The sequence below is a fragment of the Campylobacter mucosalis genome (genome assembly GCF_013372205.1).
GTDB classification, from domain to species: Bacteria; Campylobacterota; Campylobacteria; order Campylobacterales; family Campylobacteraceae; genus Campylobacter_A; species Campylobacter_A mucosalis.
The window spans coordinates 528,551-553,949 of record NZ_CP053831.1 but is presented as its reverse complement, the minus strand read 5'-3'; the positions used below and the strand labels follow the sequence as shown (position 1 = coordinate 553,949).

Below are 25,399 nucleotides of genomic sequence, written 5' to 3'. Positions count from 1 at the left end.
AAAAAAAACTTATTATTTTATCATACCGATGCTTTCGGCTTGTTTGATAGTTTTTTGCTCAAAAAGATTATACTCAATGCAGTCTTTTTCGCTAATAATAAGTATCGTCGAGCCAAGCTCAAACCTGCCAAGCTCCTCGCCCTTTTTAATATGCAAATTTTCATAGCTATAAATTTGCGTAAAATTCGCCGAGGCGTTGGTGCAAATGCGTTCATCAAAGTTAAATTTCATCTTTCCTACATTTATAGCACCTACAAAAACTAGCCAAATAAATTTGCCGTTATCCATCTTACATTTTAGGACAACTCGCTCATTTTTTGTATATAAAGCATCTATTTTTTTAAGCCAACTTGTCGCCACGCTGTAAAGTTTGCCAGGGATATAAACGGCTGATAAAATTTGCATATTGCAAGGTGCGTGATAGCGATGATAGTCACGAGGGCTTAAGTAGATATTGACAAAATCATACTCAAGCTTTAGCTCATCATCACTCATTGACTGCATAAAAAGCTCCCTAAAGCCATACTCCATACCTTTAACGCTAAACGCCCTAGCCTGTTTGCTAACCCCATAGCTAAGGCAAGTGCCGTCACAAGGGCTAAGAAAAATCGCAGGATCGGCGTCAAATTCCCTTGGCTTTTTTAAAGAGCGAGTAAAAAGCGAAGTTAGGCTATCATACTCGCTAGGCTCATCAAATTCGCTCATATCTATCTTAAAATAAGAAACATATGCCCTGTTTATAAAGCTTTGAATCGGTTTTGGAAATTTAAAACCACCCAATAAGCCAAAATACTTAGAAATAATCTTATTCAAACTACTCTCCTGTTAAATTTAATATCGCAATCTCGCTTTGCGTGAGTATGCGTAAAGGCGGCCCCCAAAATCCAGCACCGCTACTAACGTAAAGTTGCATTTTATCATTTACTTGATAAAGTCCATATAAATAATTTTGATCTAGTAAAACAAGTAGCCCAAATGGGAAAATTTGCCCAGCGTGAGTGTGTCCGCAAAGAACGAGATCAACGCTAATATCCATTGTCTTTAAAAATTTTGGCTGATGAGATAGCAAAATGGTTGGCTTATCATCGTTTTTGCCATCTAACGCCTTATGCAAATTTGGCGGGAGATGTTTAAATTTAATACCTGCTAAATCATAAACTCCAGCTAAATTTATCTCATCAAGCTCAATATTTTTATTTCCTAAAATTTTTACACCGACCTGCTCGATTTTTTCTAAAATTCCGTCTATTCCGTGATAATACTCGTGATTACCCGGGACGTAAAATACGCCGTATCTAGCTTTGATATCTTTTAAAGGGTCTAAAAAATCGCCTATTTTTTGAGCGTTAAAGTCAATCAAATCGCCGACAATAACTAGCATATCAGGCTTTTGCTCATTTATCTGATATACAAGCGTGGCTAAAAATTCCTTCTGCAAAAAATCGCCTATATGAACGTCTGTTATCATAGCTATCTTAAGTTGGCTTTTTAAACCTTTGATTTTTATGTTTGTCTGTTTGATTTTTGGTGGGGTTAAAGCACTAAAAATACCTTTGAAAAGGTAGCTAAAAATAAGGATTAAAAATGTTATATCAAAGCAAAATTTTAGAAATTTTCTACGATTTTGGCTAAATTTATTACGCTTTAATATACTCCTTAAAATATCATAAAAAACACTAACAGAAAATAAAAACAGAGAAAATCCTATGAGTGTGGCAAATGCAACATAAAAGTAAAAATTTAAAATATCAAAACGAATTTGTAGCACAAATAAAAATTCGCAAACGGACACCAATAAAAACAAAATTTTTATATACTTTAGATGTGACTGCAAAAATGAAATTTTGCTGATAAACCTTTTATATGAGTAAAAATTTAAGACAAATGAAAATATAAAACCACCAACAATTATCCTAAGTAAACCCAAACTAGACCCCTAAAATTTTAGGCAATTATAGTGTTTTTGTGTAAATAAAAAAAGGGCGAGATTGCTCCCGCCCTAAGGATTAGTGGATTTTACCAGTTTCTATACGCTCTTTGTAGATTTTGCGTAGTTTTCTGATATCGTTTTTAACTTCGAAAACTCCGTGCCAGTGAGCATAGTCAGGAGCATTCATTAATGCACCTTGTCTCATACGGCGACCTTCGTGATGCCATAGGTGGTAGTAAATTTCTTGGAATTCATCAGACCACTCATCTTCAAGCAATAGTTTTTTAGCTTTTAGATCATCAAGCATTTTCTTAGCTTCATCAAAATATACGTTGTAAAGTTCAACGTGCTTATCAGCCATTATGAAGAAGTTATCAGTGCTTGTAGTGCTGTGGCAAGCTTTACAAACTAGCTTCATCTCAGCACGTGCTTGCTCTGGATCGCCACTTGGGTGACCTGCTAATGGAGTACCCACGCTTAGTTTGCCTGTTTTTCTATACTCATCAACAGCCTTATCATTTCCGCCAGTTCTTACGTTACTTCTTGGTGCCCAAAGGTTGTATTTTAGACGTCTTGAAACGTTGTGAGTTGTTGTAGTCTCACCAACACCACTCATATGGCAAGCCGCACAAGTTGGTGCTCTAAAGTCTGGTACATCCCAAGTATCAGGTGCACTATCATACTTCCAAGTGTTACCTTCTGCGTTAAAGATATGTCCGTGCATTGAGTTGTTAAATATCTCAATATCTGGATGATCTGGCCCAAGGTGGCAAGACGCACAAGCAGCTGGTTTTCTAGCTTCAGCTATACTAAATGTATGTGAGCTGTGGCAAGATTTACATCCACCTATACCGCCGTCAGGATAAACTGTTCCTATACCGTATGTAGGCCAAGTTTCAGGTGTTGGCTTCTTATCAGCGTCAAGTTTGATAATAGTTCCGTGACACATAGCACAACCAGTTGTATCTGGGCTCATCTTATACTCAGGATGATCTGCGCCCTCGTAGTGATACATAAGTTTTACCATGCCAGGTTTTGCATACATCTGCATAGCACCTCTTGCGTGACCACTCTCTTCAAACTCTTTCACTTCGTTCTCGTGGCATTTTGCACAAGTTTTTGGGCTTACCATCATAGAAACGTGATTGTTTGAATCTTTTGGATGCACTTTTGCTGACGCCATAGGATTATCTGCCTCAACAGAGTGGCAGTCCATACAGCTTACACCTACGTGAGCGTGGCGACTATTTTTCCAGTCAGCAACGATACCAGGTGTTTTTTCTGCGTGACACTCAACACAGCTTTTTGACAAATCAGACATCTTGTGAGCAACTTTTATGTTTTTAATAACATTAAGTTTAAGCGGACTAGAAGTCTTGTTTGTATCAGCATTTGCAAAAACAAACGATGTAATACAGGCTAATAATATAGCAACTTTTTTAAACATCTTTCCTCCTTATATTATTTGGTTTTATTATTTTCTTTATTTTTTATAGCTTCAAATTTATCTATCTGAAAACCTAAATTCTTATGGCCAACGTGTTTGTGACAATCAACACAGCTGTTTTTATTTTTATTGCCTAGCACAAAGTAATCTCTATGTGGCAAAAATGATTTTCCAGATTGGATAACATCTTTTAAATTTGAGTGGCAAGTCATACAACCGCTATCATAAACATAGTGTGATCTATGTTCGCGTTTTGCGCGCCAATCAATCTTGTCAGTATCGGTAAAAAATGTCTTGTATCCGTCGTTTATAGAAACTTTAATTTTTGTTAAGACATAGGTGTAGGCACTCGTATGATCAAGGTGACAGGCTGAACACTCGGCTTTGATACCTAGTTTATTTTTACCGCCGTGTGTGTCCTCGTGGTAGGCTGCATTCATAGGATCCATAGTGTGACACATTGTACAGGTATAGCCACTTCCAGTAGCGTGAAGCACGTCGGCTACGCCCATAGAAGCTATAAGGCCAACGATGATACCAATGATAACAGAAGACCAAGCAAAAATTTTTTTCTTAGAGCTTGACAAGGGTTCCTCCTAAAATTTCAATTATGTGCAATTATATAAAAATGTAGATAAAAAAAAGTTGATTTATATCAATTAAATTTAATTGATATTTACTTTCAATTAATGTAAAAACTGCTTATCTCATCTATATTTTTACTGATTATTCTATTGTTTTCATCAAGTTTTATGAGATCTTGTGTTTTAAATTTGTTTAGTATTCTTGAGAAAGTTTCTGGGGTTATGTTTAAAATCGAAGCTATTTTTGTGTGTTTAATCGTATTAAACAAATCTTCATTTTCTACTATAAATTTAGCAACTCTAGCTTCGGAATTTAACACCAACTCTTGGTGCAAAACGTCGCTTGTTATCTTTAATTTTTGCGATAACGACTTTATAATATCCATTAATAAAACTGGATTTGTCATAAAATCGCTTTGAAATTTTTGATAATCAATCTTTAAAACCTCTCCAGAAATTGTAAAAATCGCACTAGCTGGATAAGGTATATTTTCAAAATTTGCAAGTTCTGCTACAAAATTTAGCGGACTAAGCTGATGTAAAAATATCTCCTTGCCCTTTGTACTTGTTTTGTAAATTTTAAGCGATCCAGAAATAAGGTAGTTTAGCCACTTAGGCTCCTCGCCCTCCATAAATAAAAACTCGCCTTTTTTATACTTTTTAACAACACTTATCTGCTCAAGCCTTGCTATCTCGTCGCTGTTTAAACACTTAAAAAATGGTATATTTTTTAGCATCGCATCGCCTTAATAAACTGGCCAAATGCACTCTTTGGCTTAGCCAGTTATTTAAATTACTGCTTTTTTAGCAAATCACGAATCTCTGTAAGTAGTGCCACATCAGCTGGAATTTTAGCTGGCGCCTCTAGCTGTGGCTCCTCTTTTTTAAGAGTATTTATAGCCTTAATAGCACAAAATATACAAAACGCAATGATAGTAAAATCAACCATCGTCTGAATAAATGAGCCATAATTTATCGTAACGGCTGGAACTTCACCAACTGCCTCTTTTAGCGTAAATTTGTAGTCTGTAAAATTTACTCCACCAGTTACAACACCAACAACTGGCATTATAACATCAGCAACAAGCGATGATACGATTTTGCCAAAAGCACCGCCTATAACGACGCCCACAGCCATATCAATGACATTGCCTTTTACGGCAAACTCTTTAAATTCCTTTATAAAACTCAAAGTAACTCCTTGTTAAAAATTTGCCGTATTTTAGCGATAAGAGTTGATAACTAACTTAAAATTTTATTTTATTATAGTTAAAATTTCTTACTCATAACCTCTTTTACTATCTCATTTGCCATCTCATCAACCTCTTTTGTCACAAGATTTGTTTCATTTGCGACATTAACATTTTCTTTAGTTAACATATCAATTTGCGTTACAGCTTCATTTATGTGTGTTATGCCCTGGGTTTGCTCTTTTATAGCCTCGCTCATCTCGTTAATTGACTGAGCTAGAACATTTGTATTTGCCTCTATTTCGCCTAGGCTTTTTTGAGTGCGTTCGGCTAGTTTTCTAACCTCGTCAGCAACGACTGCAAAGCCACGTCCGTGCTCCCCAGCACGAGCCGCTTCAATGGCAGCATTTAGGGCAAGTAAATTTGTCTGATCAGCGATATCACGGATAATTGTGATGATATTTTTTATCTCATCGCTTTGCCTTATAACATCATTTGTTTTATTGTTTATTGCGTGCATAGAGCTTGACATTTGCTCAACAGCAGCCGTGCTTTCTTGTAAAGAGTTTGCCTGTTTATTTGCACCATTTATTAGATTAAACATATACTCGTTTAAAAGTGCGGCTTTTTCTTGTAACATAGTTGCCTTTTTATGGTTATTTGTAAGCATTTTTGCAATCTCATTACCAAGTGCATCTATACCTTTTGCCATTCTACCGCTATCGCCAATTCTACCTGTAAAATCATCTTTTGCAAAACTTTCTAAAACCTTTAAAATATCCTGCCCGTTTGCTGATATGCTTGATTTTAAAACCTCTTGCAAATTTTTAAATGTCTGCTTTAATTTTATTAGCGACGGATTTGTCGTATTTGCAGTCACCACTGCACTGAAATTTCCATCCTTTATCTCGTTTGCAAAGTTATCTACATCGTCTAAAAAAGCTCGCTCCTCGCTTAGGTTGCTCTTTATCTTGCTAATATTTTCATTTAACATTCTAGCCATATGACCAAATTCGTCTTTTGAATGCATATTAATCTGAGAAATTTGATCAGTTTGATGATTTAAAAAGCTAAAAAAGCTAACAAGCCCATTTTGTATAGTACTAATAGATGAAAGTAGGTATTTTCTACTAACTAATAGTATTACTAGAACCACAACAACGATTGCAAGTATAATACTCATAGAGTAAGATTTTAGATTACCAAGAGAATTTTTATACTCATTTTTTAGAGCAAGCGTTTCTTTGGCAACCTCATCTATATTTTTATAAAGCACATCTTTATAGACTCTCCAATGCTTTGTATTTTCGGTAATATCGCTTTTTGTAAGAGAATTTGTAGTTTTTAGTTTATCAACTAAAGAATTTGTGTGGTTTATAAACTCACTAGCGCTAGCATTTAGCTTTTGGGCTATAGCTCCTGTAGTGCTTTTCATCTTTTCAGACTGAATTTTACTCAAACTAGATATTGCACTTTCTAAATTTTTAAGAGCCTTCTTATCACTAGTATCAATATACACATTTCTTAGTGCTTGTCCTATTTGCAAACCATCAGATATTGACTGTCTTAGAAAATCCCTATCGCTACTTTTCTCATCAAAACTGGCAAAAGTATTGTTTGTCTTATCAAGTATATAACCCTCACTTACTAGCAATACAACAAATGCAGCTATCACAGTTATGATAATGCTTAAAATTTTAGTGCTTATAGACACCGTATCCCCCTTGTTTATGAAATTTTTTAAAAATTATAATGCGTTAAAATAAAACAAAAGTTAAAATGTTGAAAATTTATATCAAATTTACGTTATATAAATCTCTTAGAATATAAGTGATATAATCACGCAAAATTTTACAATCCAAAGGACACAAATGTATCGTTTTGCACCATCGCCAACAGGCGATATGCACATAGGTAACCTACGTGCGGCAATTTTTAACTATATCTGTTCGCTTAAAGAAAAATCAGATTTTATCTTACGCATTGAAGACACTGACACTGAGCGAAATATAAAGGGCAAAGAAAAAGAGATTATTGAAATTTTAAGCCGTTTTGGCATAAAACCAGCTCACATTTATATCCAAAGTGAGAATTTGAAATTTCACAGAGAGTTAGCCGCGAAGCTGTTAATTGACAAAAAGGCATTTGCTTGTTTTTGCAGCGAAGATGAGCTAGAAGCCAAAAAAGAGAAGGCAAAAAATGATGGCGCGCCTTACCGATATGACGGCACTTGTGAGCGTTTAAGCAACGAAGAGGTGCTAAATAATGACAAACCATTTGTAATACGCATGAAAAAGCCACAAAGCACTATGAGTTTTACAGACGCCATAAAGGGCGAGCTTAGCTTTGAGCCTGACGCGATTGATAGCTTTGTAATAATGAGAGCCGATAAAACGCCAACGTATAACTTTGCGTGTGCAGTTGATGATATGCTTGAAGGCGTAACCTTTGTAATTCGCGGCGAAGATCACGTAAGCAACACGCCAAAGCAGGATTTAATAAGGCAAGGTCTTGGCTACACGCAAAAAATGCAATACGCTCACTTGCCAATAATCCTAAACGAAGACGGCAAAAAGATGAGCAAAAGAGATGACGCAAGTAGTGTAAAATGGATGTTAGAAAGCGGTTTTATGCCAGAAGCGATCGCAAACTATCTCGTGCTTTTGGGCAATAAAACGCCAGTTGAAATTTTCACGTTAGATGAAGCCGCAAAGTGGTTTGATATAAGTAAAATTTCACGCTCACCGGCGAAATTTGATCTAAATATGCTAAAACACGTAAATCGTGAGCATATCAAAATCGCAAGTGACGAGAGACTAAAAGAGCTTGGACTTGATAAGCCAAATTTGGCTAGATTTTACACCCAGGAAGCCTCGCTAATCCCTGAAATCAAAGAAAAAATCGCAAAAATTTACAGCCCAAAAGTAGCACCAGATGAGTATAAAAATGAGTTTGAGATAATAAAAAGTGCCATTTTAAGCTTAAAACCTTGTGAGAGTTACGATGAGTTTAAAAACGAGCTAATTAAAGCCACAAGCTTAAAGGGCAAAAGCTTTTTTATGCCACTTAGAATGCTACTAACCGGAGAGCTTCACGGGCCAGAGCTTAGCGAACTTTATCCGCTTATAAAAGATGATTTAAAGGAGATTGTAAAGTGATTTTATCTACGTTTTTAATGGCAATAGCAGAAATAGTAAGCACGGTAATTAACATATACGTGTGGGTCATCATCATCTCAGCACTCATCAGCTGGGTTCGTCCAGACCCATATAATCCAGTCGTGCAACTACTTATGCGTTTAACCGAACCTGTATATTCATTTATCAGAAAATTTGTGCCGACCGTTTTTGGCGGGATCGATTTAGCACCGGTTATCGTGCTACTTGCACTCAAATTTATAGATTTATTTTTTATAAAGCTTTTATATGCGTTTGCTAACTCTTTATAGTCTTAGTGCCGTTGTTCTTTGGGCTGGTGTTATTGAGTATGATGAGATTATAACCAAGCAAAATAGCCTTAGTAAAGATTACTACATAAACCGACTTGCAAACGAAGAAAAGCTAAGTATAGAGCAAGCTCAAAATTTGCAAAATCAAATTTTTAGAAAGGATGGAGCGGTTAGCAAATCTTTAAATAAGATAGCCCCACCAAAGCCAAGCACAGGCAAGTGTCAAGGCGTAAATGCTAGTAATATCACAACTTCAAGCATAGAGTGTCAAAATGCCCTAACCACAATATCTTACTCGCTTAAGCTAAGCAGCCAAGTAAGAGCTAAAATAGCTGAGAATTTAGAAGTTTTACATCCCCAAAAGGCAAGAATACTTAAAATTTTAAACGAGAGCAATCCAGCACAAATATTTGCTAAAAATATGCAAACAGAGCAGTTTTTGGCGTATTTTAGAGCCATAAATGCACAAAAACAAGCTAAACAGTTCTCTATCGATTTTGACGAGGCCTTTTTAAACAAACTCTATCAGACAAAGGGCTTTAATGCAGTATTAACAGAGCTTGTTTTAGAGCGAAAGCTTGATAATTTTAGAGAAAATTTTATAAAGATCAGCCCAAATATAACTGAAAAAAATGGTGCATTTTTTCTTGCTCTAAATGCGATAACGCTCAACAAAGATGAAAAAGCTACGCAGTTTTTTGCAAGAGCAGAGCAAACATACGAGGCACAAAGCCAAAGAGATAACGCCATATTTTGGTTATACCTTATCAAAAAAGATAAAAACTTGCTTACAAAATTAGCAAACAGCACCGACATAAACATCTACTCACTTTTTGCAAAAGACTACGTAAAGAGCGACCCTTTTGACGTGTATGTCCCAAGACCAAAAAAGTTAAAATTTGAAGGCTCTGCAAGTATAAACGACCCATTTTTTTGGGAAAAGATGAATAACCTTGTTAAAAATATGAGTGCTGATGAGGCTAGGGAATTTGCAAAGCAGTTTTATGCAAATGATAGCATTGGGTATTACGCGTTTTTTATGCAAAAAGCAAACGGCTGGAGTAGACACTACTACGTAATGCCACAAAGTCCAGAACTTGAAAATATACAAGATAGCAGAAAAGCCCTTATATACGCACTAGCAAGGCAGGAAAGCCGTTTTATACCAGGCGTGGTTTCGACATCTTATGCACTTGGAACTATGCAATTTATGCCGTTTTTGGCAAATGCTATCGGCAAAAAAGAGCTTAAAATAGCCAACTTTGACCAAGATGACATGTTTAAAGCCGATGTGGCTTACAAATTTGCAAATCATCATTTAGACTATCTTGAAAAATTTCTATATCATCCGCTCTTTATAGCTTACGCTTATAACGGTGGTATCGGCTTCACAAAGCGTTTAATTACGCGTGATGACATGTTTAGGGATGGAAAATTTGAGCCATTTTTGTCAATGGAGCTTGTACCAGTTAGAGAGACTAGGCTTTATGGCAAAAAAGTCCTTGCAAATTATATCGTTTATAACTCGCTTATGGGTTCCAATATAAAGATTTCGACACTTTTACAAACTCTAACGCAACCTGCCCTAACTGATAAATTTCGAAAGTAAGCTTTAGCGTTTTTGCCTCTTTTTTGGGCGTAGATATCTCATAGTATCTCGCCCAAGGCAGTTTAAAACTAGCAAATTCCATAAGCTCATCACTATCTGAAATTTCTTTGATCGTCACGTTCTTATCATCATTAACAGCAATGCTTTGTTGCACTATATCGCTCTCTTTTGGATTTATCGCAAGTAAAAAACGCTCAGCATCTTCTCCTATTTTTTCCTTTGATATGGGATTTAGATATGTTGCTATCACAAGCACTCTATCGCTATCTTTGATAATTTCAGCTTTGCTTGTATACGCTAGTGCTTCATTTTTTATCGGCTCATGAATCACTTCTTTACTCGCACAGCCAACAAAAAATACCAAAATCGCTATAAAATTTATAATTTTTCTCATATTTTTACCTTAAAATTTTGGCGTATTTTATCGTAATTTTTGTCTGTTTTGGCTATAATCAAGGCTATTTTTACAAAAAAGGTTTTTATGAAACGACTAGCAGTTGCGTTTTCTGGCCCGTCAAATAGTGGCAAGACTACGCTTATTTTAAAGGTTACACAAAATTTCATAGCACAAGGACTAAAAGTAGTCGTCATTAAGCACGACCCGGGCGATAAGGCAAAGTTTGACGTAAAGGGCAAGGATAGTTTTAGGTTTAGCGAGGCAGGTGCTGATGTAGTCGTGCTTAGCCCAACAAGAACTACATATTTTAGCAAAGAAAAGTCAAGCCTTGATGATGTCATAAAAATGCTTGGTGAGTTTGACTTACTCTTAGTTGAAGGGTTAAAAACACTTGATTTGCCAAGAATTAGCGTATTTAGGGACAAGGTAGATGAGAGCTATTTGCCATTTTCAAACGCCATAGCGACCTATCAAAACAGCACCAATTTTGATATAACAAATATAAATTTAGACGATACAAACGCCATTTGTGAGTGGATTTTAAAAAACGCAAAAAAAGTTTAAGGGGTAAAGATGAGTGAAATTTTAGACGCAATAAAAAGAGCGGTTATAAAAATCGCAGATGAGATAAAATACGCCGATTTAGGCTACACTGCAAACGCCAACGCAACAGGCGACACACAGCTAAAACTTGACGTTTTAAGCGATGACATAATCACAAAAGAGCTTGGTAAAATTTCAAGCATAAAGGCGTTAATTAGCGAAGAAAAAGATGAGCCACTAAATTTAAATGAAAACGCAGAATTTATAGTTGCTTACGATCCACTTGATGGTTCAAGCCTTGTTGATGTAAATTTTGCAGTCGGCTCAATTTTCGCCATTTATAAAAACGAACTTAGCCCAAAGGCCCTAAAAATGGCAATTTATGCAGTCTATGGACCACGATTAGAACTTGTGGTTTGTAGTGGTGCTAAGCCAGAACTATTTAGGCTTGATAGGCAGGGCGAGTTTAAATTTGTAAAAGAGCTAAGCCTTAATGAAAAGGGCAAACTAAACGCAAGTGGTGCGACGCAAAAGGGTTGGAGCCCTACTCACGCAAAGCTTATAAAGTCGCTGTTTGATGAGGGTTATCGCCTTCGCTACTCAGGTGCAATGGTCGCTGACTTGCACCAAATTTTACTAAAAGGTGGTGGGTTATTTAGTTATCCAGCCACAAAAGACGCAATAAATGGCAAACTTAGGGTGCTTTTTGAGGTGTTGCCGTTTGCATTTATTTATGAAAATGCCGGTGGTTTAGCGGTTGATGGGGCTAAAAATTTACTTGATATAAAGGTAGAAAAAACTCATCAAACAACTCCTTGCTTTTTTGGCTCAAAGTATGAAATCACGGCACTTTTAAAGGCTTATAATGGTTAAAGATGAGTTTGAGTTAAAGCTTGATGAAAAGGCTAAAATTTTAACTGACTGCCAAGCACAAAAGGGGCTAAATTCCTGCTTTAACTGCGAGCTAATCTTTGAGTGCGAAATTCGCAAAAACTATGTAGATGCCGCCTACAACTCGATGTCAAAGGGCGATTCTGGCGGATTTGAATTTTAAAGGATAAAGATGAAAAAATACTTCACGACACCAATTTATTACGTAAATGACGTCCCGCATATCGGACACGCCTACACGACTATAATTACTGATACCTTAGCACGTTTTAGCCGTTTAAAGGGCAATGAAACTTACTTTATGACTGGCACTGATGAACACGGACAAAAGATAGAACAAGCCGCAAAACTAAGGGGCAAAACCCCAAAAGAATACGCCGATGAGATAAGCGGTAAATTTCGCTCATTATGGGATGAGTTTGAGATAAGTTATGATCATTTTATAAGAACAACAGACGAAGAACACAAGCTAACAGCACAAAACGCTTTTGCTAAAATGTATGAAAAGGGCGACATTTACAAGGGCGAATACGAGGGTTTTTACTGCGTGAGCTGTGAGACATTTTTTACCCAAACTCAGCTACTTGATGATAACTGCTGTCCAGATTGTGGGCGAAAAACTAGCGTCGTAAAAGAAGAAAGCTACTTTTTTAGGCTATCAAAATATGAAAATGCTCTTTTAAAATGGTATGAAGAAAACGAAAATTGCATCGTCCCAAAGGGCAAAAAAAACGAAGTCGTTAGCTTTGTAAAAGGCGGATTAAAAGATCTCTCAATCACTCGCACTAGCTTTGACTGGGGCATAAAATTGCCAGAAAATTTAAACGATCCAAAACACGTTATGTATGTCTGGCTTGATGCGTTAATAAACTATCTTAGCACACTTGGCTACTCACGAGATAACGCTAAAATGGACTTTTGGAGCGATACGACACACCTTGTAGGTAAGGACATTTTACGCTTTCACGCTGTATATTGGCCAGCGTTTTTAATGAGCTTAGAATTACCTTTGCCAAAATGCGTAGCAGCTCACGGCTGGTGGACTAGAAACGGCGAAAAAATGAGTAAAAGCAAAGGCAATGTCGTAAATCCAAAAGAGGTAGCAGACGCTTACGGACTTGAAAATTTTCGCTACTTTTTGCTTCGTGAAGTGCCGTTTGGGCAAGACGGAGATTTTAGTCAAAAGGCACTCATTGAGCGTATTAACTCAGAGCTTGGCAACGGACTAGGCAACCTTTTAAGCCGAATAATTGGTATGAGTATGAAGTATAGTGATTTTGAAATTTCATCAAAAAATGTGATGAAATTTTATAAAACAGAGCTAAACGAGGCAGATGAGTATCTAAAAAACGCCATTAACAATTTAGAAAATATCGCACCAAATCGCTATTTAGAAGAGCTTTGGCGAGTGATAACACTTGCAAATACGGCGATTGCAAAGTATGAGCCTTGGACGCTCATAAAAGAGGGTAAAACCGATGAAGCTAACGCTCTTGTGGGGCTTTGTGCAAATTTACTAGCCAAAGTTGCACTTCTTTTAAGCCCGGCTATGCCAAAAACTTGCGAGAAAATCGCAGCCGCTCTTGGCTTTGAAATTTCGCCAAAAAATTATGAGCGTTTGGTTAAAAATGCAGAGCTTATAGACTTTAAAGCTACTAAAACCGAGCCGTTAATTACTCGTATTGAGAGCGAATTAATGCCAAATCCACAGCCTATCACACCACAAAAAGATGAAGAAAAAAGCGATATTATTAACATTGATGACTTTGCAAAAATTGTCATAAAAGTCGGCGAAGTTTTAGAGTGCCAAAGGGTTGAAGGTAGTGACAAATTGCTTAAATTTAAGATTGATTTAGGCGAGAATGAGCCACGCCAAATTCTTTCAGGTATTGCCAAATTTTACGACCCAGCTACGCTTGTTGGCAAACAAGTTTGCGTTTTATCCAACCTAAAAGAGCGTATAATGATGAAAAAATATGTCAGTCAAGGTATGATTTTATCAGCCGATGACGGCTCGCTCGTGCTTCTTGGCACTCACACAAAGGTTAAAAACGGAGCGGTTGTGGGCTAATGCTAATCATAGATTTGGTTAGACTTTTAAAGGGCGAACTAGCAAATCGCCCAGCAATATCGCAAATTTACGGCTTTAGCTTTGAAGCCAAACGGATAAAACAGGGCTTTGCGTTCATAGCGACACAAGCTGACGAAGACGAGATTGCAACCGCCATAAAAAACGGAGCATACGCCATAGTTTATGACGAGCAAGTTAGCATTATTGATACAGAGATAGCCTATATAAAGGTTGAAAATCTACGTTCGTCGCTTTTTAGACTTATGAGATATTTAGCAAGTCAGAAAAATATCAGATTTTTTTATGTAAATCCAATGCAAATGGCTATGCTTGAGCGTTTAAATCTTGGCAAAAATGCCACATTAATGAGCGAAAATATAGATGAACTTTTTGATAAAATTTTACGAGCAAACTCAAATGAGTGTTTTTTTGGCTCACACACACGAACGCTTGAACGCATATCGCCATTTTATGATCAAGTTTTTAGCGATACAAAAATTACACCGATAAACCCAAGCTCGATATTTTTTTCAAGCTTCATTTGTGATGAAATTTTTTACCAAAATTTAAATATACCGCGAGTATTTTTACCTGCATTTTGCGGATTGCTTAAATTTTTAAATAAAAATGAGATCTCTTTTAGGGTAAATGAAACTAAAAATTTGGGACATTTTGAGCCAATATTTATTGATAAAAATTTCCGTCCAGCAAATTTTGGCTCAAGTTTTAGAGCGATTATAACCGAAAGCGATGAAGAGCTTTTTTATGTAGAGAGTGCGTTTTTACAAAAGAATTTTAGTGCAGATGAGATAATCTTTTGTCTGCCAAAAGATACAAATATAAAGTTAGAAAACGCCTTTTATTTTGAAAATTTAAATGAACTTAAAGAGCTTAAAAATTTTAGATATGCGTTAGTTTTAGCACCAAAATCTGACGTCTTAAGTGTCCTAGACCAGCAAAAACCACAAGAAAATTTGTTCTCGCATTTTCTTTAAGCCGTTTTTTTTGAATAAAATACCTTTTTAAAATTTTTAAAAAGGATTTAAATGTTACCACTTTTACCGCTTTTGCCGGCTTGGGTTATTTGGGCTATTATAGTTGCTTTGTTTGGTTTGAGCTTGGCTGCATTAATTAAAAAAAATAAAGGCACGATACTTTTAACAGGTCAGATGGAAGCTGGCAAGGACGCTGTTTTAAACGCACTTTTGGGCAATAATTTTAGCCAAAATTACGAAGCCACACCAACAAAAATCGACACAGAAGCCTTATCAAAAAATTTTACATACACTATCATAAACATCTCTGGTAATCCAAAATTTAATAAAGAAAAAGAAAAAATCAAAAGCGAATTACAAAATTTTAAAACAAAAAGAGAGCAATAGACAGATAATTTACATTTACATTTTTGATATTTTAAAGTATGAGCTAAATAAAGCACAAATATTAGCCGAGATTAAAAACGCCACAAAAGAGGCAAAAGAGCGAAGCTTTATCCCAAAAATCATAGCAACTCGTGGCGATAAGATGGATTTAAACAAGCAAAAAGAGCTAAAAAATGAGATTAGACAAAATGGTGCTGACCTTGAAATTTTTGATATGACAAGGGTTAGCAAGGATGAAATTTTTAGCTTTTTAGAGAGGATTTAACGTGGTTTTAGCGACAATTCAGGGCAAAAATAGCCAAAATGACCAAATCACTGCCCTAAATGGTAAGATAATTTTTGGCGAAGATGAGCAAAAGCAGATAGATTATTTAATAGATTTTAAATCAGAATTTAAAATCACTTACAAGCAAAGGCAAGAATTCATAAAAAAGGGCGATAAATTTTTTGTCTTTTTAAAACACACCGAGCCTGATGATATCGGCAGGACTCGTGTTGCTATGCTTTTATACGATAAAAACACACCAAAAAACGAGATAGAAAAGACGTTAAATGTTATGGGGCTTGACGTGGCAAATTTTAACAAAATTTTAAACAAATATAAAACAAAAAGAGTAATAATCGGTGCGATGATTTGCCTAGTTGTCGCTGGTGTTATCATTTATTTAAAGAGGATTTAAAATGGATAGATTAATGCTTACTGATATTGAGATGATGACTGACTTAAACGAAAATCCAGTGGCAGTAGAGCCAATTACAAAAAACTGCGATGTCAAAATTTATGATGAAAATTTTAACAACTTATCTGTAAGAAGCTCAAAAGATAGCGATTAAAAGCCCATAAAATCGTTTTTAAATCAAGTTTTAATAAAATCAGATATTTATCAAAATCGCTACTATACGCTTGAAAATTTAAGCGAAATTTACGTTTATGACCTAAACCGAGCAGTCTTTGCTCTCTCGCTTCGTATGGGCATAAAATCGTATGAATTTAGCTATGAAACGCAGTCAAAAGAGCATTTAGGCACTAAGGTTGGTGCTGATTTTAATGCTGGGGCAAAGGTAAAAGATGTCGGTGGGGAGTTAAATGCCAGTGCAAATTTAAATAAAAACAAAACACAAACACAACACACTCATCAAATACAAAAACACGAAAATATGAATGAAACGCCAGTCAGTAGCGATGAATTGGCACAATTTATTAAAGATGAGGGGATAAATTTAAACGCTCTGCCAAGCTTTTTTGGCGAACGAGTGAAGCGTTATTTAGAAAATTCACAAATCTCTGGCAATATACAAAATTGCGAAAAGTTATCATACTCGCTTGAAGAAAATGCCGAGTTTTTGGCCTCTTTAAGTGCCAAAGTTAAACTTTTACCTAGTTTTATTAGTGCGAATTTAAATATGAATTTTAACCAAAAACGCACCTATGAATTTGCAAAAAGTATAACTTACGACATTAAATTTTAACTCTGTGTTTTAGGGCTTTTTGATTAAAGCCCCAAATTTTACTTATGTCCGTTTAAAAAGTAAGCTAAATCAGCCTTAGCGTCGCCACTAATTAGCCTAACGCCAAAATTTTCTACCAAGAAATTCACTATCTCTTCGTTAAAGAATTTAGGTAGAGTCGGTCCAACATTGATATTTTTCATACCAAGACTAAACAGAGCAAGTAAGATAATCACAGCTTTTTGCTCCATCCACATTAGCACGATTGAAAGTGGCAGGTCATTTACCGCAATGCCAGTTGCCTCGCTTAACGCAAGTGCGATTTTAACGGCTCCGTTTGAATCATTACACTGACCTAAGTCAATGTAGCGTGGTAGATTTGTGCCTGGAACGACGCCAAAGTCAATGTCGTTAAAGCGGAATTTGCCGCAACTTGATGTTAAAATCACGCAGTCTTGCGGTAGGTTTTGTGCTAACTCTCTGTAATACTCACGACCTTTGCCAGGTGCGTCACAACCTGCTATGACAAAAAATCTGCGAATTTTACCTGAATTTATAGCGTCTAGAATTTCTGGTGCTAGTGTTAAAATCGTCTTATAGTGTCCACCAGTAACCAAACAGGCGTCACTATCCATACTCACATCGCCACAATTTAGGGCACACTCAATTAACGGCGTAAAATCATCATTTTCTATCATCATTACACCCTGTGTCCCTGCGATTTGATAGCCAAACAAACGCTCGCTATATTCGCAGTTACTTCTAAGTGACATAATGCAGTTTGTGCTCATCAAAATCGCACCCTTAAATTCATTAAATAATTTAGTTTGATCAAACCACGCCTTGCCGACATTGCCCTTTAAATGGCTGTATTTGCGAAGTTCTGGATAGCCGTGAGCAGGGAGCATTTCTGAGTGTGTGTAGATATTTATGCCCTTGCCTTCGGTTTGTTCTAATAGCATTTTTAGGGCTTTTAGGTTGTGTCCGCTAACCAAAATCGCCTTGCCTTCAACCTTGTTTTGGCTTACTTTAACCGGAGTTGGCACACCAAAGGTTTTTGTGTGAGCCTCGCTTAAAATATCCATTACCTTAACACCAGCAGAGCCGACGGCTAGAAGCTGTTTTATGTGTTCGTTGAAGTTAAAATTTGAGTTTGTAAGCGTAAAATAAAGCGTATCAGCCATAACTCTATCAACCTCGCTCGTATCAGCACCAAGCTCGTGTGCGTGGTGGCGATAAGCACTAAGACCCTTAAGCCCAAAAACCATCGTATCTTGAAGCCTTGCTAACGTATCATCCTTGCCACAGGTGCCTTTGCTCTGCCCGTGAGCACCACAGCCGTCAGGCGCACTCATCTCGCATTGATGACAAAACATCTTTAAATTTTCACTCATTTTTCTCCTTTTTAAATTTATAATATTTTATTAAAAAACATAATTAGTTTTATTGATTAAAATCAATCAGATATGGAATAAATCTTGCTTAAAAAGGTAAAAAACAAAGGATAAAAATGGAAGATAAAAGCTATCTTTTTAGACTTGATCCAGCCGCAAGCACGGCTTATAATATGTATAAAGCTTCAAATAAAAATGGCGGTAGTTTTGAGGATTTTTTACTTAAATACGACACAAATAAGGCAAACAAGGGTGATTTTAGTAGCATTTTAAGCCAGAGTGAAAATGGCAAAATGATAAATGAGCTTTTAAGCTCAAGCTCAGTTAGCCCAGACGCCCTTTCAAACGCAATCTCTGAGCTAAAAGATGAAAAAGATGATCTGATGAGTGAAATTTTTAAGCAAAATCAAAACAGCTACGAACTGCTAAATTCTCGTGCAAATGAGATAGTTCAAAACGCACTAAACTCAGCAAACCTCACAAAAGAGCAAAAGCAATTTTTAGCTGATAAATACAAAGAGCTTAGCAAAAATGGTTAGATTTAACCATTTTTAGCATATTTTATCGGATCTTTTGCCTTTGCCAGTTCAAAGCCCCTTAACCTTAAACGACAGCTATCACAAAGTCCACACGCCTCATCATCGCTCTCATAACAGCTCCAAGTAAGATGAAGTGGCGAGTTAAACTCTAGCGATTTTGCGACGATTTGTGCCTTACTTAGCCCAACAAGTGGCATTTTTATCTCTAGCTTTGTTTCATCTTTTGTGCCTAAATTTATGGCTCTTTCTATTGCTTTTATAAAATCGCTTCTGCAGTCAGGATAGCCTGAACTATCATCTTCAACAACACCGATAAATAGTGCATTTGCACCCTCTTTTTCAGCTAAAGCCGCCGCGATTGAGATAAAAATACCATTACGAAAAGGCACATAAGTTTTTGGCACTTCATCGCCTAAACCATCTTTTGGGATATCTAGAGTTCTATCAGTCAAGGCATTTGCACCTATTTTTGCTATAAAATTTACATCTAAATTTAGCCTATTTTTGATACCCAAAAAATCACAAATCTCACTAAATGCACGTTTTTCACGCTTCATCGTTCGCTGATCGTAGTCAAAATGCAAAGCCACGACTTCATAACCTTCTTTAAGTGCCAAGGTCGCACAAAGCGTGCTATCCATACCACCACTCATTATACAAACTGCTTTTTTCACAATTTTCCTTTTTAAAATTTAATATTTTGGATAAAATTATACAAAATTTTAAATAAAGAGCCAAAAATGATACTCTGCGATGAAAAATACCCTGAAATTTTAGATCAAATTTGCGAGTTTTTAACACCAGGCGAAGTTGAGCTTAGTTTTGTCAATGAAAAACAGATGAAAAATATCAATAAAACTGAGCGAAATATCGATAAAACCACCGATGTTTTAAGCTTTCCGTTTGAATACATCCCACATACTCCACTTGGCTGTGTCGTCATAAACACCGACCTAGTAAGACAAAAAGCCATAGAGCTAGGACACACAGAAGATGATGAAACTGCTCTGCTTTTTACGCACGGACTGCTTCACGTCTTAGGTTATGATCACGAAAAAGATAGGGGTGAGATGAGGGCAAAGGAGGAGGAGGTTATTTTAAAATTTAAGTTACCAAAGAGTCTGATAGTTAGAACTCTTGAGTCTTAGTAGCTTTTTTATTGCTCTTTTTATTTGGTGCCTTTTTTGCTTCAATTTTGGCTTTTAGCTCGTCTAAATTTATATAGCCCATTTGCACAAGTTTATTATAAATTTGAGTTACCTTTGGACCAGCCGCACTACCGCCGTGTCCTCCGTGCTCGATAATCATCGTAATGACATACTGCGGATCTTCATACGGAGCAAAGGTTGTAAGCCACGCGTGAGAGCGTTGCAAATACGCCATATCTTCCTCTCTCATACGCTTTTTTTCAGTTTGAGATATGCCAACAACTTGAGCAGTTCCAGTCTTTGCAGCGATGGTTAGGAGTGAATTTGTAAAGTGCTTGCTAGCCGTGCCTTTTGGGTGATTTGCAACTTCATACATAGCGTGTCTTAAAATAGGCAACTGGCTCTTCTCAAAAGGCGTAAACATATCATCTTTTGGAGTAAAATCAACATCCTTATCATCTATGCTCTTTAAAAAATGTGGGATAACGTTTAGCCCCGTTGCAAGTGCGGCTGTGTGTCTAGCAATCTGCATAGGAGTAACTAGAAAATTTCCCTGCCCAATAGAGGTAATGAGCGTTTCGCCTTGATACCACGACTTGCCGTATTTACGCATTTTCCACTCTCTGCTAGGCACTACGCCTATAAATTCATTTGGCAAGTCAACACCAGTTTTTACCCCAAAACCTATACGCTCAAGTATCGGCACTATCGCGTCTATACCCATTTTTTGACTATTTTTATAAAAGTAGTCATCACAACTCTCTCTAATGGCGTCATTTAAATTCATAAATCCGTGACCATAGGAGTTCCAGCAGCGAAATTTACGCCCACCAAGCTCATACGAGCCAGAGCAGTAATACCCATCCCAACGACTAACTCCAGCATCTAAAAATGCTAAACCCATACCCATTTTTACAACTGATCCTGGCGGATACAAACCATTTACCAGTTTATTTGTAAATGGGTGGTCAATATCCCTTACAAGCTCCTCCCACTCGGCTTTTGATATACCTGTGACAAATTTGTTTAGGTTATATTCTGGATAGCTTCCAGCTGCTATAATAGCACCATCTTTTAAATCCATAACAATCGCGACACCAGCGTCTTTACCAAAAACCTCGCCTATAAATTTCTGAAGTTCAAGGTCAATGCTAAGCCTTACATTTTGACTCTTTGGCAAGATCGTTTCAAGCGACTCTATCTCTTCATTTAGGGCATTTACTTTTGTTTTTTTAAAACCCTCATTGCCTTGCAAAATAGAGTTGTAATACCTCTCGATACCACTTCTGCCAATATAGTTTGTGAGCTTTGTTATAGGGTCGTTATCCATATCTTGCTGATTTGCTCTGCCGACATATCCGATGATGTGAGAAGCCAGGTCATCATACGGATAGTGTCTTTTGCTAGCTGGTTGTATCTTTAAATTTTGACGTAAAGAGAGTTTTGCAAAATATGGCACAAATTTATCATAGTCGATAAAATCAACAACATTTATAAACTCTTGATTGTAAGGGGAGTCGTTTTTTATATATTCTCGTTTTAGTTTTGTGACATTTAAGTCAGTAAAAATTTCAGCAATATAAGCTAACTCCTCATCTAGCAAGGCAACTCTTTTTTTGCTACTTAAGTGTGGCTTGACAGCAAGAGAAAAACCTAGTCTATTTACCGCCAAAGGGCGATCTTTTGAGTCAAAAATTATCCCTCTAACCGGCGGCAGATACTGGGTTTTAACTACATTTTGCTCAGCAATATTCTCATAATATTCGTTTGAATTTACGCTTAGATAGTAAATTCTAGTAAGTAGCATTATAAAAAATAGCAAAATTATGGCATAAACTATGCGAAGTCTCATACTATACGCTCTTTAAACAAAACTATGCTTATTAAAAACTCAACCGATATAAACACCAAATATTCACTACCAAAATATAGCATTGTTGAATTTTGAATGTAGCTCATTAGCGAACTTACAGCGTAAGTCCCGACATATCCAGCACTAACAAAAACTACAAGTAGCAAAAGGCGGGATTTAAATGTAGCAAAAAGCCAATCAACCATAAAATAAAAAAATATAAAAAACGCCACTATGCTAGAAAATATGTAAAAACCGTGAATTTGCTCGGCAAATATCAAAAATGCGATACTTAAATACCAGCCAAAATCAAATTCCGTATATCTTTTACGCTTTTTAGAATACTCAAAAATCAAATATGTAAAAAATACGCCTATAAGTGGTGGCAAAACACTATACATAGTGGTAGCAACTTCATAAGCAAATAAAGCTATAATGCCTAAAAAATTGCCTAAATATCGTAGATTAGAGCTATTTCGTCGCATATTGGAAAGCGTTTGCATTTTGCACAATCAGCCCAAATTTTCTGAGCTGGAAGCTGTGTCTTTTCTATCTCGTAAAAGCCGAGCTTTTCAAAAAAACTCTTTTTGTAAGTAAGCGTAAAAACCTGAGCTATCTCATACTCTCTTGCCTCGTCTAAAATTTTCTTTACAATCATCGAGCCTACGCCCTGCCCTCTATACTCATCGCTTACTACAAGGCTTCTTACCTCTGCTAAATTTACGGTATGAAAATGAAGTGCCGCGTAGCCTATTATCTCATTATCATTAGTCGCGATAGTGTATGATCTTATATTTGTGCTTACTTCATCATCACTTCTTGGCAAAATAATAGCATTTGCCACCTCTTTTGCAACCATTTTTTGCATAGCAGGGACATCTTTTGGCTTTGGTTTTTTTAACTCTATCATAATCCAAGGCTCTCTTTTACTATCTTATTTAGTGCGTCATCTACGCCCTTTTTATTTAGGGTTGAGACTAAAATTCCATTTGGGTCAAATTTCATAAGTGCCGCACGTTCGCTTTGATTTAGCTTATCAGCTTTTGTATATAAGCTTAGCATTCGCTGATCTGGTCTAAGAAAGCTTTTTAGATACTCACGCACGTTAATGTCTATATCTAAATCAAAATGCCTTGAGTCTATAAGATGTACAAAAAGCCTTATCGTACTTCTTAGCTTTAAAAACTCATCTAAATTTCTCTTCCACTCGTGATGAAGCGACTTTGCGACCTTTGCATAGCCAAAACCAGGTAGATCAACAAATATAATGTCAAACTGCTCATCCTCGTCTTTAAGTCCAACCTCAAAGAAATTTATAAGCTGTGTTTTGCCGGGAGTAGATGAGCTCTTGGCTAGAGAGTTGTTGTTAGTTAGTGCGTTTATAAGGCTTGATTTTCCAACATTAGAGCGTCCTAAAAATACAATCTCACTTAGCCCAAAAGACGGAGCCTCTTTTATGCTTGGACTTGATGTTAAAAATTTAGCCCTGACAGCTCTTATCACTTTTTATCCTCAACTTGAAAGATAAATTTCACTGGCTTTTTCTCATCACTATTTACATTATAAGTTCCGCTTAGCTGGTTTATGACGATTTTTTCTCCATAAATATGCTTATCGGTGTCTATTTCGTGCAAATGAGCGTCTTTTGTTAGGGTGTATGTTTGAGTTGCTGGTTCGTAGATTAACACCTCTGCGTTTCCATTGTAGTGCTTTTGCTTGATTAGGACTTTAAATTTCGCGTCACCCGTTGCGATATATTTGGTCGGTTGTCTATTTTTATCAAAATGCACAACAACATTTTTTGCTACTAGCTCGTCAAAATTTCCCTTATTTATCTTAACATTGCCCTTAAATTCGCTAATCTGCTTGTTTTCATCAGCAAAAAAACTATCTGCAACTATCTGCACTTGCTCAGCACCAAATGCTAAAACACTAAGTGCCAAAAAAAGCACTATTTGTCTTGCTCTACCCACGCTTTTATCTCCTTAGCCCTCATCTGCTTTTTTTGTGTATCATACTCTATGCTTTGTCCAATAGCTCTATTGGTATCCCTTAAAATTTCAAATGGCACATCAGAGCGTATAATCTTAGTTTTTTTATTATAAATCATCTCTTCTGAGCTAAATTTCAAACTCTCATTATTTTCATATTTTGCATTGCTTATAAATTTTATCTCATAGCCTTGTAAAATCGCCTTATCAGAACTCATAAGATGCTGCTGTAAGCCTCTTAAAGATGTGGATTTAAATTTCAAAGCCTCATCAAAATCAGCATATCTATTCATCTCATCTGCCTCATAAACAGAAACGACCTTAGTTGCGTTTATTTCATAGTCTACAACATCGTTTGCCTGAGTGTTTGATACCTTAAAATCCTGCTTAAACGTATCAGCAAAGTACGGGTCAGATGAGAGTAAAAATATAAATGTTACACTAAAAATAGTAATAACAAAATAGAAAATTTTTATAACCAACGCTTAGACCATTCATCATACAAATCTTGCTCTTTGATGATTATCTCTATCATCTCACGAATAGCCCCAGCACCGCCTTTGTGCTTTAATCTTGTATCTACTTCAAGCTCTTTTATAGCGTCTTTTGGTTTAAAGCTCCACGAAACGGCTTGTAAAATTTTGTAGTCATTATAGTCATCGCCGATAGCAGCCGCATTTTCAAAGCTAAGACCCTCAAATTTTAAAATTTCCTTCGCGACCTCAAGCTTGTCGCTAACACCCTGATAAACGTGCGTTATCTTAAGATCCTCGGCACGTCTTTCTACAATTTCTGACTTTCTGCCGGTTATAATAGCAACTTTTTTACCAAGCTTTAGCCAACTCTCTATTGCATAGCCATCTTTAACGTCAAATGATTTTAGTAGTTCGCCATTTGCGTCATACACGATTTTACCATCAGTTAAACATCCATCAACATCTAAAAAAATAATCTCTATCATAAAACGCCTTTAGTGCTAGGAGTTAATACTCGCTCATTTTTAGCAATCGCTCTTCTTAACGCAACGGCAAACGCCTTAAATGTAGCTTCGATTATATGATGAGCGTTTTTGCCACGAATTTTGCTTAGGTGAAGCGTGATATTTGCATTACTAGCAACAGCTCTAAAAAACTCCTCAACAAGCTCTACGTCAAACTCTCCAACCTTGCCACTTTGACTAAAATTTTCATAAACCAAAAACGCCCTATTGCTAAGATCTATCGCACAACTAACAGCTGCCTCATCCATCACAACAACACTATCTCCAAAACGCTCAATGCCACTTGCTGGATATATTTCTTGCTTTAAAAGAGAACCAATAACTATACCCACATCTTCTACACTATGGTGAAAATCAACATAAATATCGCCATCACAGGCTAACTCTAAGTCAATTAGTGCGTGTTTTGCAAATGACTGCAACATATGATCAAAAAAGCCTATTTTAGTTGAAATTTTACAAATTCCGCTACCATATAAATTTATTTTGGCGTTTATATCGGTTTCGTTTGTCTTTCTACTTATATTAGCCATA

At 36.4% G+C, this 25,399-nt stretch carries 33 protein-coding genes; 15 read left to right on the top strand and 18 right to left on the bottom strand.

The features are described 5' to 3' along the window. Nucleotides 1–12: 12 nt before the first annotated feature. The 7 genes from CMCT_RS02915 to CMCT_RS09660 all read right to left on the bottom strand — a co-directional run bounded on the left by CMCT_RS02915 (nucleotide 13) and on the right by CMCT_RS09660 (nucleotide 6,865). Nucleotides 13–813, bottom strand: a complete 801-nt coding sequence (locus CMCT_RS02915; RefSeq protein ID WP_034968136.1) for a phosphatidylserine decarboxylase — start codon at nucleotides 811–813, stop codon at nucleotides 13–15. 1 nt (nucleotide 814) lies between these two features. Next, nucleotides 815–1,927: a metallophosphoesterase gene (locus CMCT_RS02910; protein WP_034968133.1), complete on the bottom strand. Its 1,113-nt coding sequence runs from the start codon at nucleotides 1,925–1,927 to the stop codon at nucleotides 815–817. Between the two features lie 79 nt (nucleotides 1,928–2,006). Then, nucleotides 2,007–3,377 (bottom strand): multiheme c-type cytochrome, encoded by a 1,371-nt coding sequence (locus CMCT_RS02905; protein ID WP_034968130.1) that lies wholly within the window; start codon nucleotides 3,375–3,377, stop codon nucleotides 2,007–2,009. Between the two features lie 14 nt (nucleotides 3,378–3,391). Further along, entirely contained in the window at nucleotides 3,392–3,964 is a 573-nt protein-coding gene (locus CMCT_RS02900) for a cytochrome c3 family protein (RefSeq protein ID WP_034968127.1), read from the bottom strand. A gap of 95 nt (nucleotides 3,965–4,059) precedes the next feature. Next, nucleotides 4,060–4,698, bottom strand: a complete 639-nt coding sequence (locus CMCT_RS02895) for a Crp/Fnr family transcriptional regulator (RefSeq protein ID WP_169752837.1) — start codon at nucleotides 4,696–4,698, stop codon at nucleotides 4,060–4,062. A 56-nt stretch (nucleotides 4,699–4,754) separates the two neighbouring features. Then, on the bottom strand, nucleotides 4,755–5,153 hold the full coding sequence (mscL, locus tag CMCT_RS02890; protein ID WP_034968124.1) for a large-conductance mechanosensitive channel protein MscL: 399 nt from the start codon (nucleotides 5,151–5,153) through the stop codon (nucleotides 4,755–4,757). A gap of 77 nt (nucleotides 5,154–5,230) precedes the next feature. Further along, nucleotides 5,231–6,865, bottom strand: a complete 1,635-nt coding sequence (locus CMCT_RS09660) for a methyl-accepting chemotaxis protein (protein ID WP_034968121.1) — start codon at nucleotides 6,863–6,865, stop codon at nucleotides 5,231–5,233. Nucleotides 6,866–7,022: 157 nt separating this feature from the next. Here CMCT_RS09660 and gltX point away from each other — a divergent pair, with 157 nt between their 5' ends. The 3 genes from gltX to CMCT_RS02870 are packed head-to-tail and all read left to right on the top strand — an operon-like array spanning nucleotide 7,023 to nucleotide 10,208. After that, on the top strand, nucleotides 7,023–8,309 hold the full coding sequence (gene gltX, locus CMCT_RS02880) for a glutamate--tRNA ligase (RefSeq protein ID WP_034968119.1): 1,287 nt from the start codon (nucleotides 7,023–7,025) through the stop codon (nucleotides 8,307–8,309). After that, entirely contained in the window at nucleotides 8,306–8,599 is a 294-nt protein-coding gene (locus CMCT_RS02875; RefSeq protein ID WP_034968116.1) for a YggT family protein, read from the top strand. The genes gltX and CMCT_RS02875 overlap by 4 nt, the downstream gene beginning before the upstream one ends. After that, on the top strand, nucleotides 8,577–10,208 hold the full coding sequence (locus CMCT_RS02870; protein WP_034968115.1) for a lytic transglycosylase domain-containing protein: 1,632 nt from the start codon (nucleotides 8,577–8,579) through the stop codon (nucleotides 10,206–10,208). Before CMCT_RS02875 ends, CMCT_RS02870 begins: the two co-directional genes overlap by 23 nt. Here CMCT_RS02870 and CMCT_RS02865 read toward each other — a convergent pair. Beyond that, the gene (locus tag CMCT_RS02865) at nucleotides 10,129–10,602 is read right to left on the bottom strand and encodes a hypothetical protein (protein ID WP_169752836.1); all 474 of its coding nucleotides are present in this window, start codon (nucleotides 10,600–10,602) and stop codon (nucleotides 10,129–10,131) included. The two genes, CMCT_RS02870 and CMCT_RS02865, sit on opposite strands and share 80 nt — an antisense overlap. An 87-nt stretch (nucleotides 10,603–10,689) precedes the next feature. Between CMCT_RS02865 and mobB the strand changes: the two genes are divergently transcribed. The 10 genes from mobB (at nucleotide 10,690) to CMCT_RS02820 (ending at nucleotide 16,962) form a co-directional block, all read left to right on the top strand. Next, entirely contained in the window at nucleotides 10,690–11,169 is a 480-nt protein-coding gene (mobB, locus tag CMCT_RS02860) for a molybdopterin-guanine dinucleotide biosynthesis protein B (protein WP_034968112.1), read from the top strand. Between the two features lie 9 nt (nucleotides 11,170–11,178). Next, nucleotides 11,179–12,021: a class 1 fructose-bisphosphatase gene (locus CMCT_RS02855; protein ID WP_176325003.1), complete on the top strand. Its 843-nt coding sequence runs from the start codon at nucleotides 11,179–11,181 to the stop codon at nucleotides 12,019–12,021. Next, nucleotides 12,014–12,202, top strand: coding sequence for a hypothetical protein (locus CMCT_RS02850; protein WP_034968109.1), 189 nt, complete (start codon nucleotides 12,014–12,016; stop codon nucleotides 12,200–12,202). The genes CMCT_RS02855 and CMCT_RS02850 overlap by 8 nt, the downstream gene beginning before the upstream one ends. Nucleotides 12,203–12,211: 9 nt before the next feature. Continuing rightward, nucleotides 12,212–14,110 carry a methionine--tRNA ligase gene (gene metG / locus CMCT_RS02845; RefSeq protein WP_034968107.1) on the top strand — a complete coding sequence of 633 codons (1,899 nt, stop codon included), beginning with the start codon at nucleotides 12,212–12,214 and terminating at the stop codon, nucleotides 14,108–14,110. Continuing rightward, a complete protein-coding gene (locus tag CMCT_RS02840; protein ID WP_034968105.1) occupies nucleotides 14,110–15,105 on the top strand; it encodes a hypothetical protein in 996 nt (331 codons plus the stop codon). The genes metG and CMCT_RS02840 overlap by 1 nt, the downstream gene beginning before the upstream one ends. A 51-nt stretch (nucleotides 15,106–15,156) precedes the next feature. After that, nucleotides 15,157–15,492, top strand: coding sequence for a hypothetical protein (locus tag CMCT_RS02835; RefSeq protein ID WP_034968103.1), 336 nt, complete (start codon nucleotides 15,157–15,159; stop codon nucleotides 15,490–15,492). A 142-nt stretch (nucleotides 15,493–15,634) separates the two neighbouring features. After that, on the top strand, nucleotides 15,635–15,757 hold the full coding sequence (locus CMCT_RS09405; protein WP_280525194.1) for a hypothetical protein: 123 nt from the start codon (nucleotides 15,635–15,637) through the stop codon (nucleotides 15,755–15,757). Nucleotide 15,758: 1 nt separating this feature from the next. Further along, nucleotides 15,759–16,172, top strand: a complete 414-nt coding sequence (locus CMCT_RS02830) for a hypothetical protein (protein WP_034968100.1) — start codon at nucleotides 15,759–15,761, stop codon at nucleotides 16,170–16,172. A 1-nt stretch (nucleotide 16,173) separates the two neighbouring features. Then, nucleotides 16,174–16,326, top strand: a complete 153-nt coding sequence (locus tag CMCT_RS02825; RefSeq protein WP_176325002.1) for a hypothetical protein — start codon at nucleotides 16,174–16,176, stop codon at nucleotides 16,324–16,326. A 135-nt stretch (nucleotides 16,327–16,461) separates the two neighbouring features. Beyond that, on the top strand, nucleotides 16,462–16,962 hold the full coding sequence (locus tag CMCT_RS02820) for a hypothetical protein (RefSeq protein ID WP_034968097.1): 501 nt from the start codon (nucleotides 16,462–16,464) through the stop codon (nucleotides 16,960–16,962). A gap of 38 nt (nucleotides 16,963–17,000) precedes the next feature. On the opposite strand, the gene hcp is transcribed toward CMCT_RS02820, so the two are convergent. Further along, nucleotides 17,001–18,335, bottom strand: a complete 1,335-nt coding sequence (gene hcp / locus CMCT_RS02815) for a hydroxylamine reductase (protein ID WP_034968094.1) — start codon at nucleotides 18,333–18,335, stop codon at nucleotides 17,001–17,003. A 116-nt stretch (nucleotides 18,336–18,451) separates the two neighbouring features. Between hcp and CMCT_RS02810 the strand changes: the two genes are divergently transcribed. After that, entirely contained in the window at nucleotides 18,452–18,874 is a 423-nt protein-coding gene (locus CMCT_RS02810) for a hypothetical protein (protein WP_051654853.1), read from the top strand. 2 nt (nucleotides 18,875–18,876) lie between these two features. Here CMCT_RS02810 and queC read toward each other — a convergent pair whose 3' ends face one another. Further along, the gene (queC, locus tag CMCT_RS02805) at nucleotides 18,877–19,548 is read right to left on the bottom strand and encodes a 7-cyano-7-deazaguanine synthase QueC (protein ID WP_034968092.1); all 672 of its coding nucleotides are present in this window, start codon (nucleotides 19,546–19,548) and stop codon (nucleotides 18,877–18,879) included. Nucleotides 19,549–19,614: 66 nt separating this feature from the next. Here queC and ybeY point away from each other — a divergent pair, with 66 nt between their 5' ends. Further along, the gene (gene ybeY / locus CMCT_RS02800; RefSeq protein WP_034968089.1) at nucleotides 19,615–20,022 is read left to right on the top strand and encodes an rRNA maturation RNase YbeY; all 408 of its coding nucleotides are present in this window, start codon (nucleotides 19,615–19,617) and stop codon (nucleotides 20,020–20,022) included. Here the strand turns inward: ybeY and mrdA are convergent. From mrdA to hisB, 8 genes are read right to left on the bottom strand one after another with little or no spacing between them, the layout of a single operon-like run. Beyond that, nucleotides 20,003–21,874, bottom strand: coding sequence for a penicillin-binding protein 2 (gene mrdA / locus CMCT_RS02795; RefSeq protein ID WP_051654852.1), 1,872 nt, complete (start codon nucleotides 21,872–21,874; stop codon nucleotides 20,003–20,005). The genes ybeY and mrdA overlap by 20 nt on opposite strands. Beyond that, on the bottom strand, nucleotides 21,871–22,275 hold the full coding sequence (locus CMCT_RS02790; protein WP_244948660.1) for a hypothetical protein: 405 nt from the start codon (nucleotides 22,273–22,275) through the stop codon (nucleotides 21,871–21,873). Before CMCT_RS02790 ends, mrdA begins: the two co-directional genes overlap by 4 nt. Nucleotides 22,276–22,325: 50 nt before the next feature. After that, nucleotides 22,326–22,784, bottom strand: coding sequence for an N-acetyltransferase (locus CMCT_RS02785; RefSeq protein ID WP_034968083.1), 459 nt, complete (start codon nucleotides 22,782–22,784; stop codon nucleotides 22,326–22,328). Then, complete coding sequence (gene yihA, locus CMCT_RS02780; RefSeq protein ID WP_034968080.1) at nucleotides 22,781–23,377, bottom strand: ribosome biogenesis GTP-binding protein YihA/YsxC; 597 nt, start codon at nucleotides 23,375–23,377, stop codon at nucleotides 22,781–22,783. Before yihA ends, CMCT_RS02785 begins: the two co-directional genes overlap by 4 nt. Beyond that, nucleotides 23,374–23,847 carry a lipopolysaccharide transport periplasmic protein LptA gene (gene lptA, locus CMCT_RS02775; RefSeq protein ID WP_034968077.1) on the bottom strand — a complete coding sequence of 158 codons (474 nt, stop codon included), beginning with the start codon at nucleotides 23,845–23,847 and terminating at the stop codon, nucleotides 23,374–23,376. The genes yihA and lptA overlap by 4 nt, the downstream gene beginning before the upstream one ends. Beyond that, complete coding sequence (gene lptC / locus CMCT_RS02770; protein ID WP_034968074.1) at nucleotides 23,826–24,347, bottom strand: LPS export ABC transporter periplasmic protein LptC; 522 nt, start codon at nucleotides 24,345–24,347, stop codon at nucleotides 23,826–23,828. The genes lptA and lptC overlap by 22 nt, the downstream gene beginning before the upstream one ends. Then, on the bottom strand, nucleotides 24,338–24,826 hold the full coding sequence (locus CMCT_RS02765; RefSeq protein ID WP_034968070.1) for a KdsC family phosphatase: 489 nt from the start codon (nucleotides 24,824–24,826) through the stop codon (nucleotides 24,338–24,340). Before CMCT_RS02765 ends, lptC begins: the two co-directional genes overlap by 10 nt. Beyond that, complete coding sequence (hisB, locus tag CMCT_RS02760; protein ID WP_034968067.1) at nucleotides 24,823–25,398, bottom strand: imidazoleglycerol-phosphate dehydratase HisB; 576 nt, start codon at nucleotides 25,396–25,398, stop codon at nucleotides 24,823–24,825. The genes CMCT_RS02765 and hisB overlap by 4 nt, the downstream gene beginning before the upstream one ends. Nucleotide 25,399: the final 1 nt, after the last annotated feature.

What these genes read in the sequence shown, in the direction of transcription:
- CMCT_RS02905 (WP_034968130.1), bottom strand. Translation starts at nt 3,377, where the DNA reads ATGTTTAAAAAAGTTGCTATATTATTAGCCTGTATTACATCGTTTGTT.
- CMCT_RS02895 (WP_169752837.1), bottom strand. Translation starts at nt 4,698, where the DNA reads ATGCTAAAAAATATACCATTTTTTAAGTGTTTAAACAGCGACGAGATA.
- gltX (WP_034968119.1), top strand. Translation starts at nt 7,023, where the DNA reads ATGTATCGTTTTGCACCATCGCCAACAGGCGATATGCACATAGGTAAC.
- CMCT_RS02870 (WP_034968115.1), top strand. Translation starts at nt 8,577, where the DNA reads ATGCGTTTGCTAACTCTTTATAGTCTTAGTGCCGTTGTTCTTTGGGCT.
- CMCT_RS02865 (WP_169752836.1), bottom strand. Translation starts at nt 10,602, where the DNA reads ATGAGAAAAATTATAAATTTTATAGCGATTTTGGTATTTTTTGTTGGC.
- mobB (WP_034968112.1), top strand. Translation starts at nt 10,690, where the DNA reads ATGAAACGACTAGCAGTTGCGTTTTCTGGCCCGTCAAATAGTGGCAAG.
- CMCT_RS02855 (WP_176325003.1), top strand. Translation starts at nt 11,179, where the DNA reads ATGAGTGAAATTTTAGACGCAATAAAAAGAGCGGTTATAAAAATCGCA.
- CMCT_RS02850 (WP_034968109.1), top strand. Translation starts at nt 12,014, where the DNA reads ATGGTTAAAGATGAGTTTGAGTTAAAGCTTGATGAAAAGGCTAAAATT.
- metG (WP_034968107.1), top strand. Translation starts at nt 12,212, where the DNA reads ATGAAAAAATACTTCACGACACCAATTTATTACGTAAATGACGTCCCG.
- CMCT_RS02840 (WP_034968105.1), top strand. Translation starts at nt 14,110, where the DNA reads ATGCTAATCATAGATTTGGTTAGACTTTTAAAGGGCGAACTAGCAAAT.
- CMCT_RS02835 (WP_034968103.1), top strand. Translation starts at nt 15,157, where the DNA reads ATGTTACCACTTTTACCGCTTTTGCCGGCTTGGGTTATTTGGGCTATT.
- CMCT_RS09405 (WP_280525194.1), top strand. Translation starts at nt 15,635, where the DNA reads ATGGATTTAAACAAGCAAAAAGAGCTAAAAAATGAGATTAGACAAAAT.
- CMCT_RS02825 (WP_176325002.1), top strand. Translation starts at nt 16,174, where the DNA reads ATGGATAGATTAATGCTTACTGATATTGAGATGATGACTGACTTAAAC.
- CMCT_RS02820 (WP_034968097.1), top strand. Translation starts at nt 16,462, where the DNA reads ATGGGCATAAAATCGTATGAATTTAGCTATGAAACGCAGTCAAAAGAG.
- hcp (WP_034968094.1), bottom strand. Translation starts at nt 18,335, where the DNA reads ATGAGTGAAAATTTAAAGATGTTTTGTCATCAATGCGAGATGAGTGCG.
- CMCT_RS02810 (WP_051654853.1), top strand. Translation starts at nt 18,452, where the DNA reads ATGGAAGATAAAAGCTATCTTTTTAGACTTGATCCAGCCGCAAGCACG.
- ybeY (WP_034968089.1), top strand. Translation starts at nt 19,615, where the DNA reads ATGATACTCTGCGATGAAAAATACCCTGAAATTTTAGATCAAATTTGC.
- mrdA (WP_051654852.1), bottom strand. Translation starts at nt 21,874, where the DNA reads ATGAGACTTCGCATAGTTTATGCCATAATTTTGCTATTTTTTATAATG.
- CMCT_RS02790 (WP_244948660.1), bottom strand. Translation starts at nt 22,275, where the DNA reads ATGTATAGTGTTTTGCCACCACTTATAGGCGTATTTTTTACATATTTG.
- CMCT_RS02785 (WP_034968083.1), bottom strand. Translation starts at nt 22,784, where the DNA reads ATGATAGAGTTAAAAAAACCAAAGCCAAAAGATGTCCCTGCTATGCAA.
- CMCT_RS02765 (WP_034968070.1), bottom strand. Translation starts at nt 24,826, where the DNA reads ATGATAGAGATTATTTTTTTAGATGTTGATGGATGTTTAACTGATGGT.
- hisB (WP_034968067.1), bottom strand. Translation starts at nt 25,398, where the DNA reads ATGGCTAATATAAGTAGAAAGACAAACGAAACCGATATAAACGCCAAA.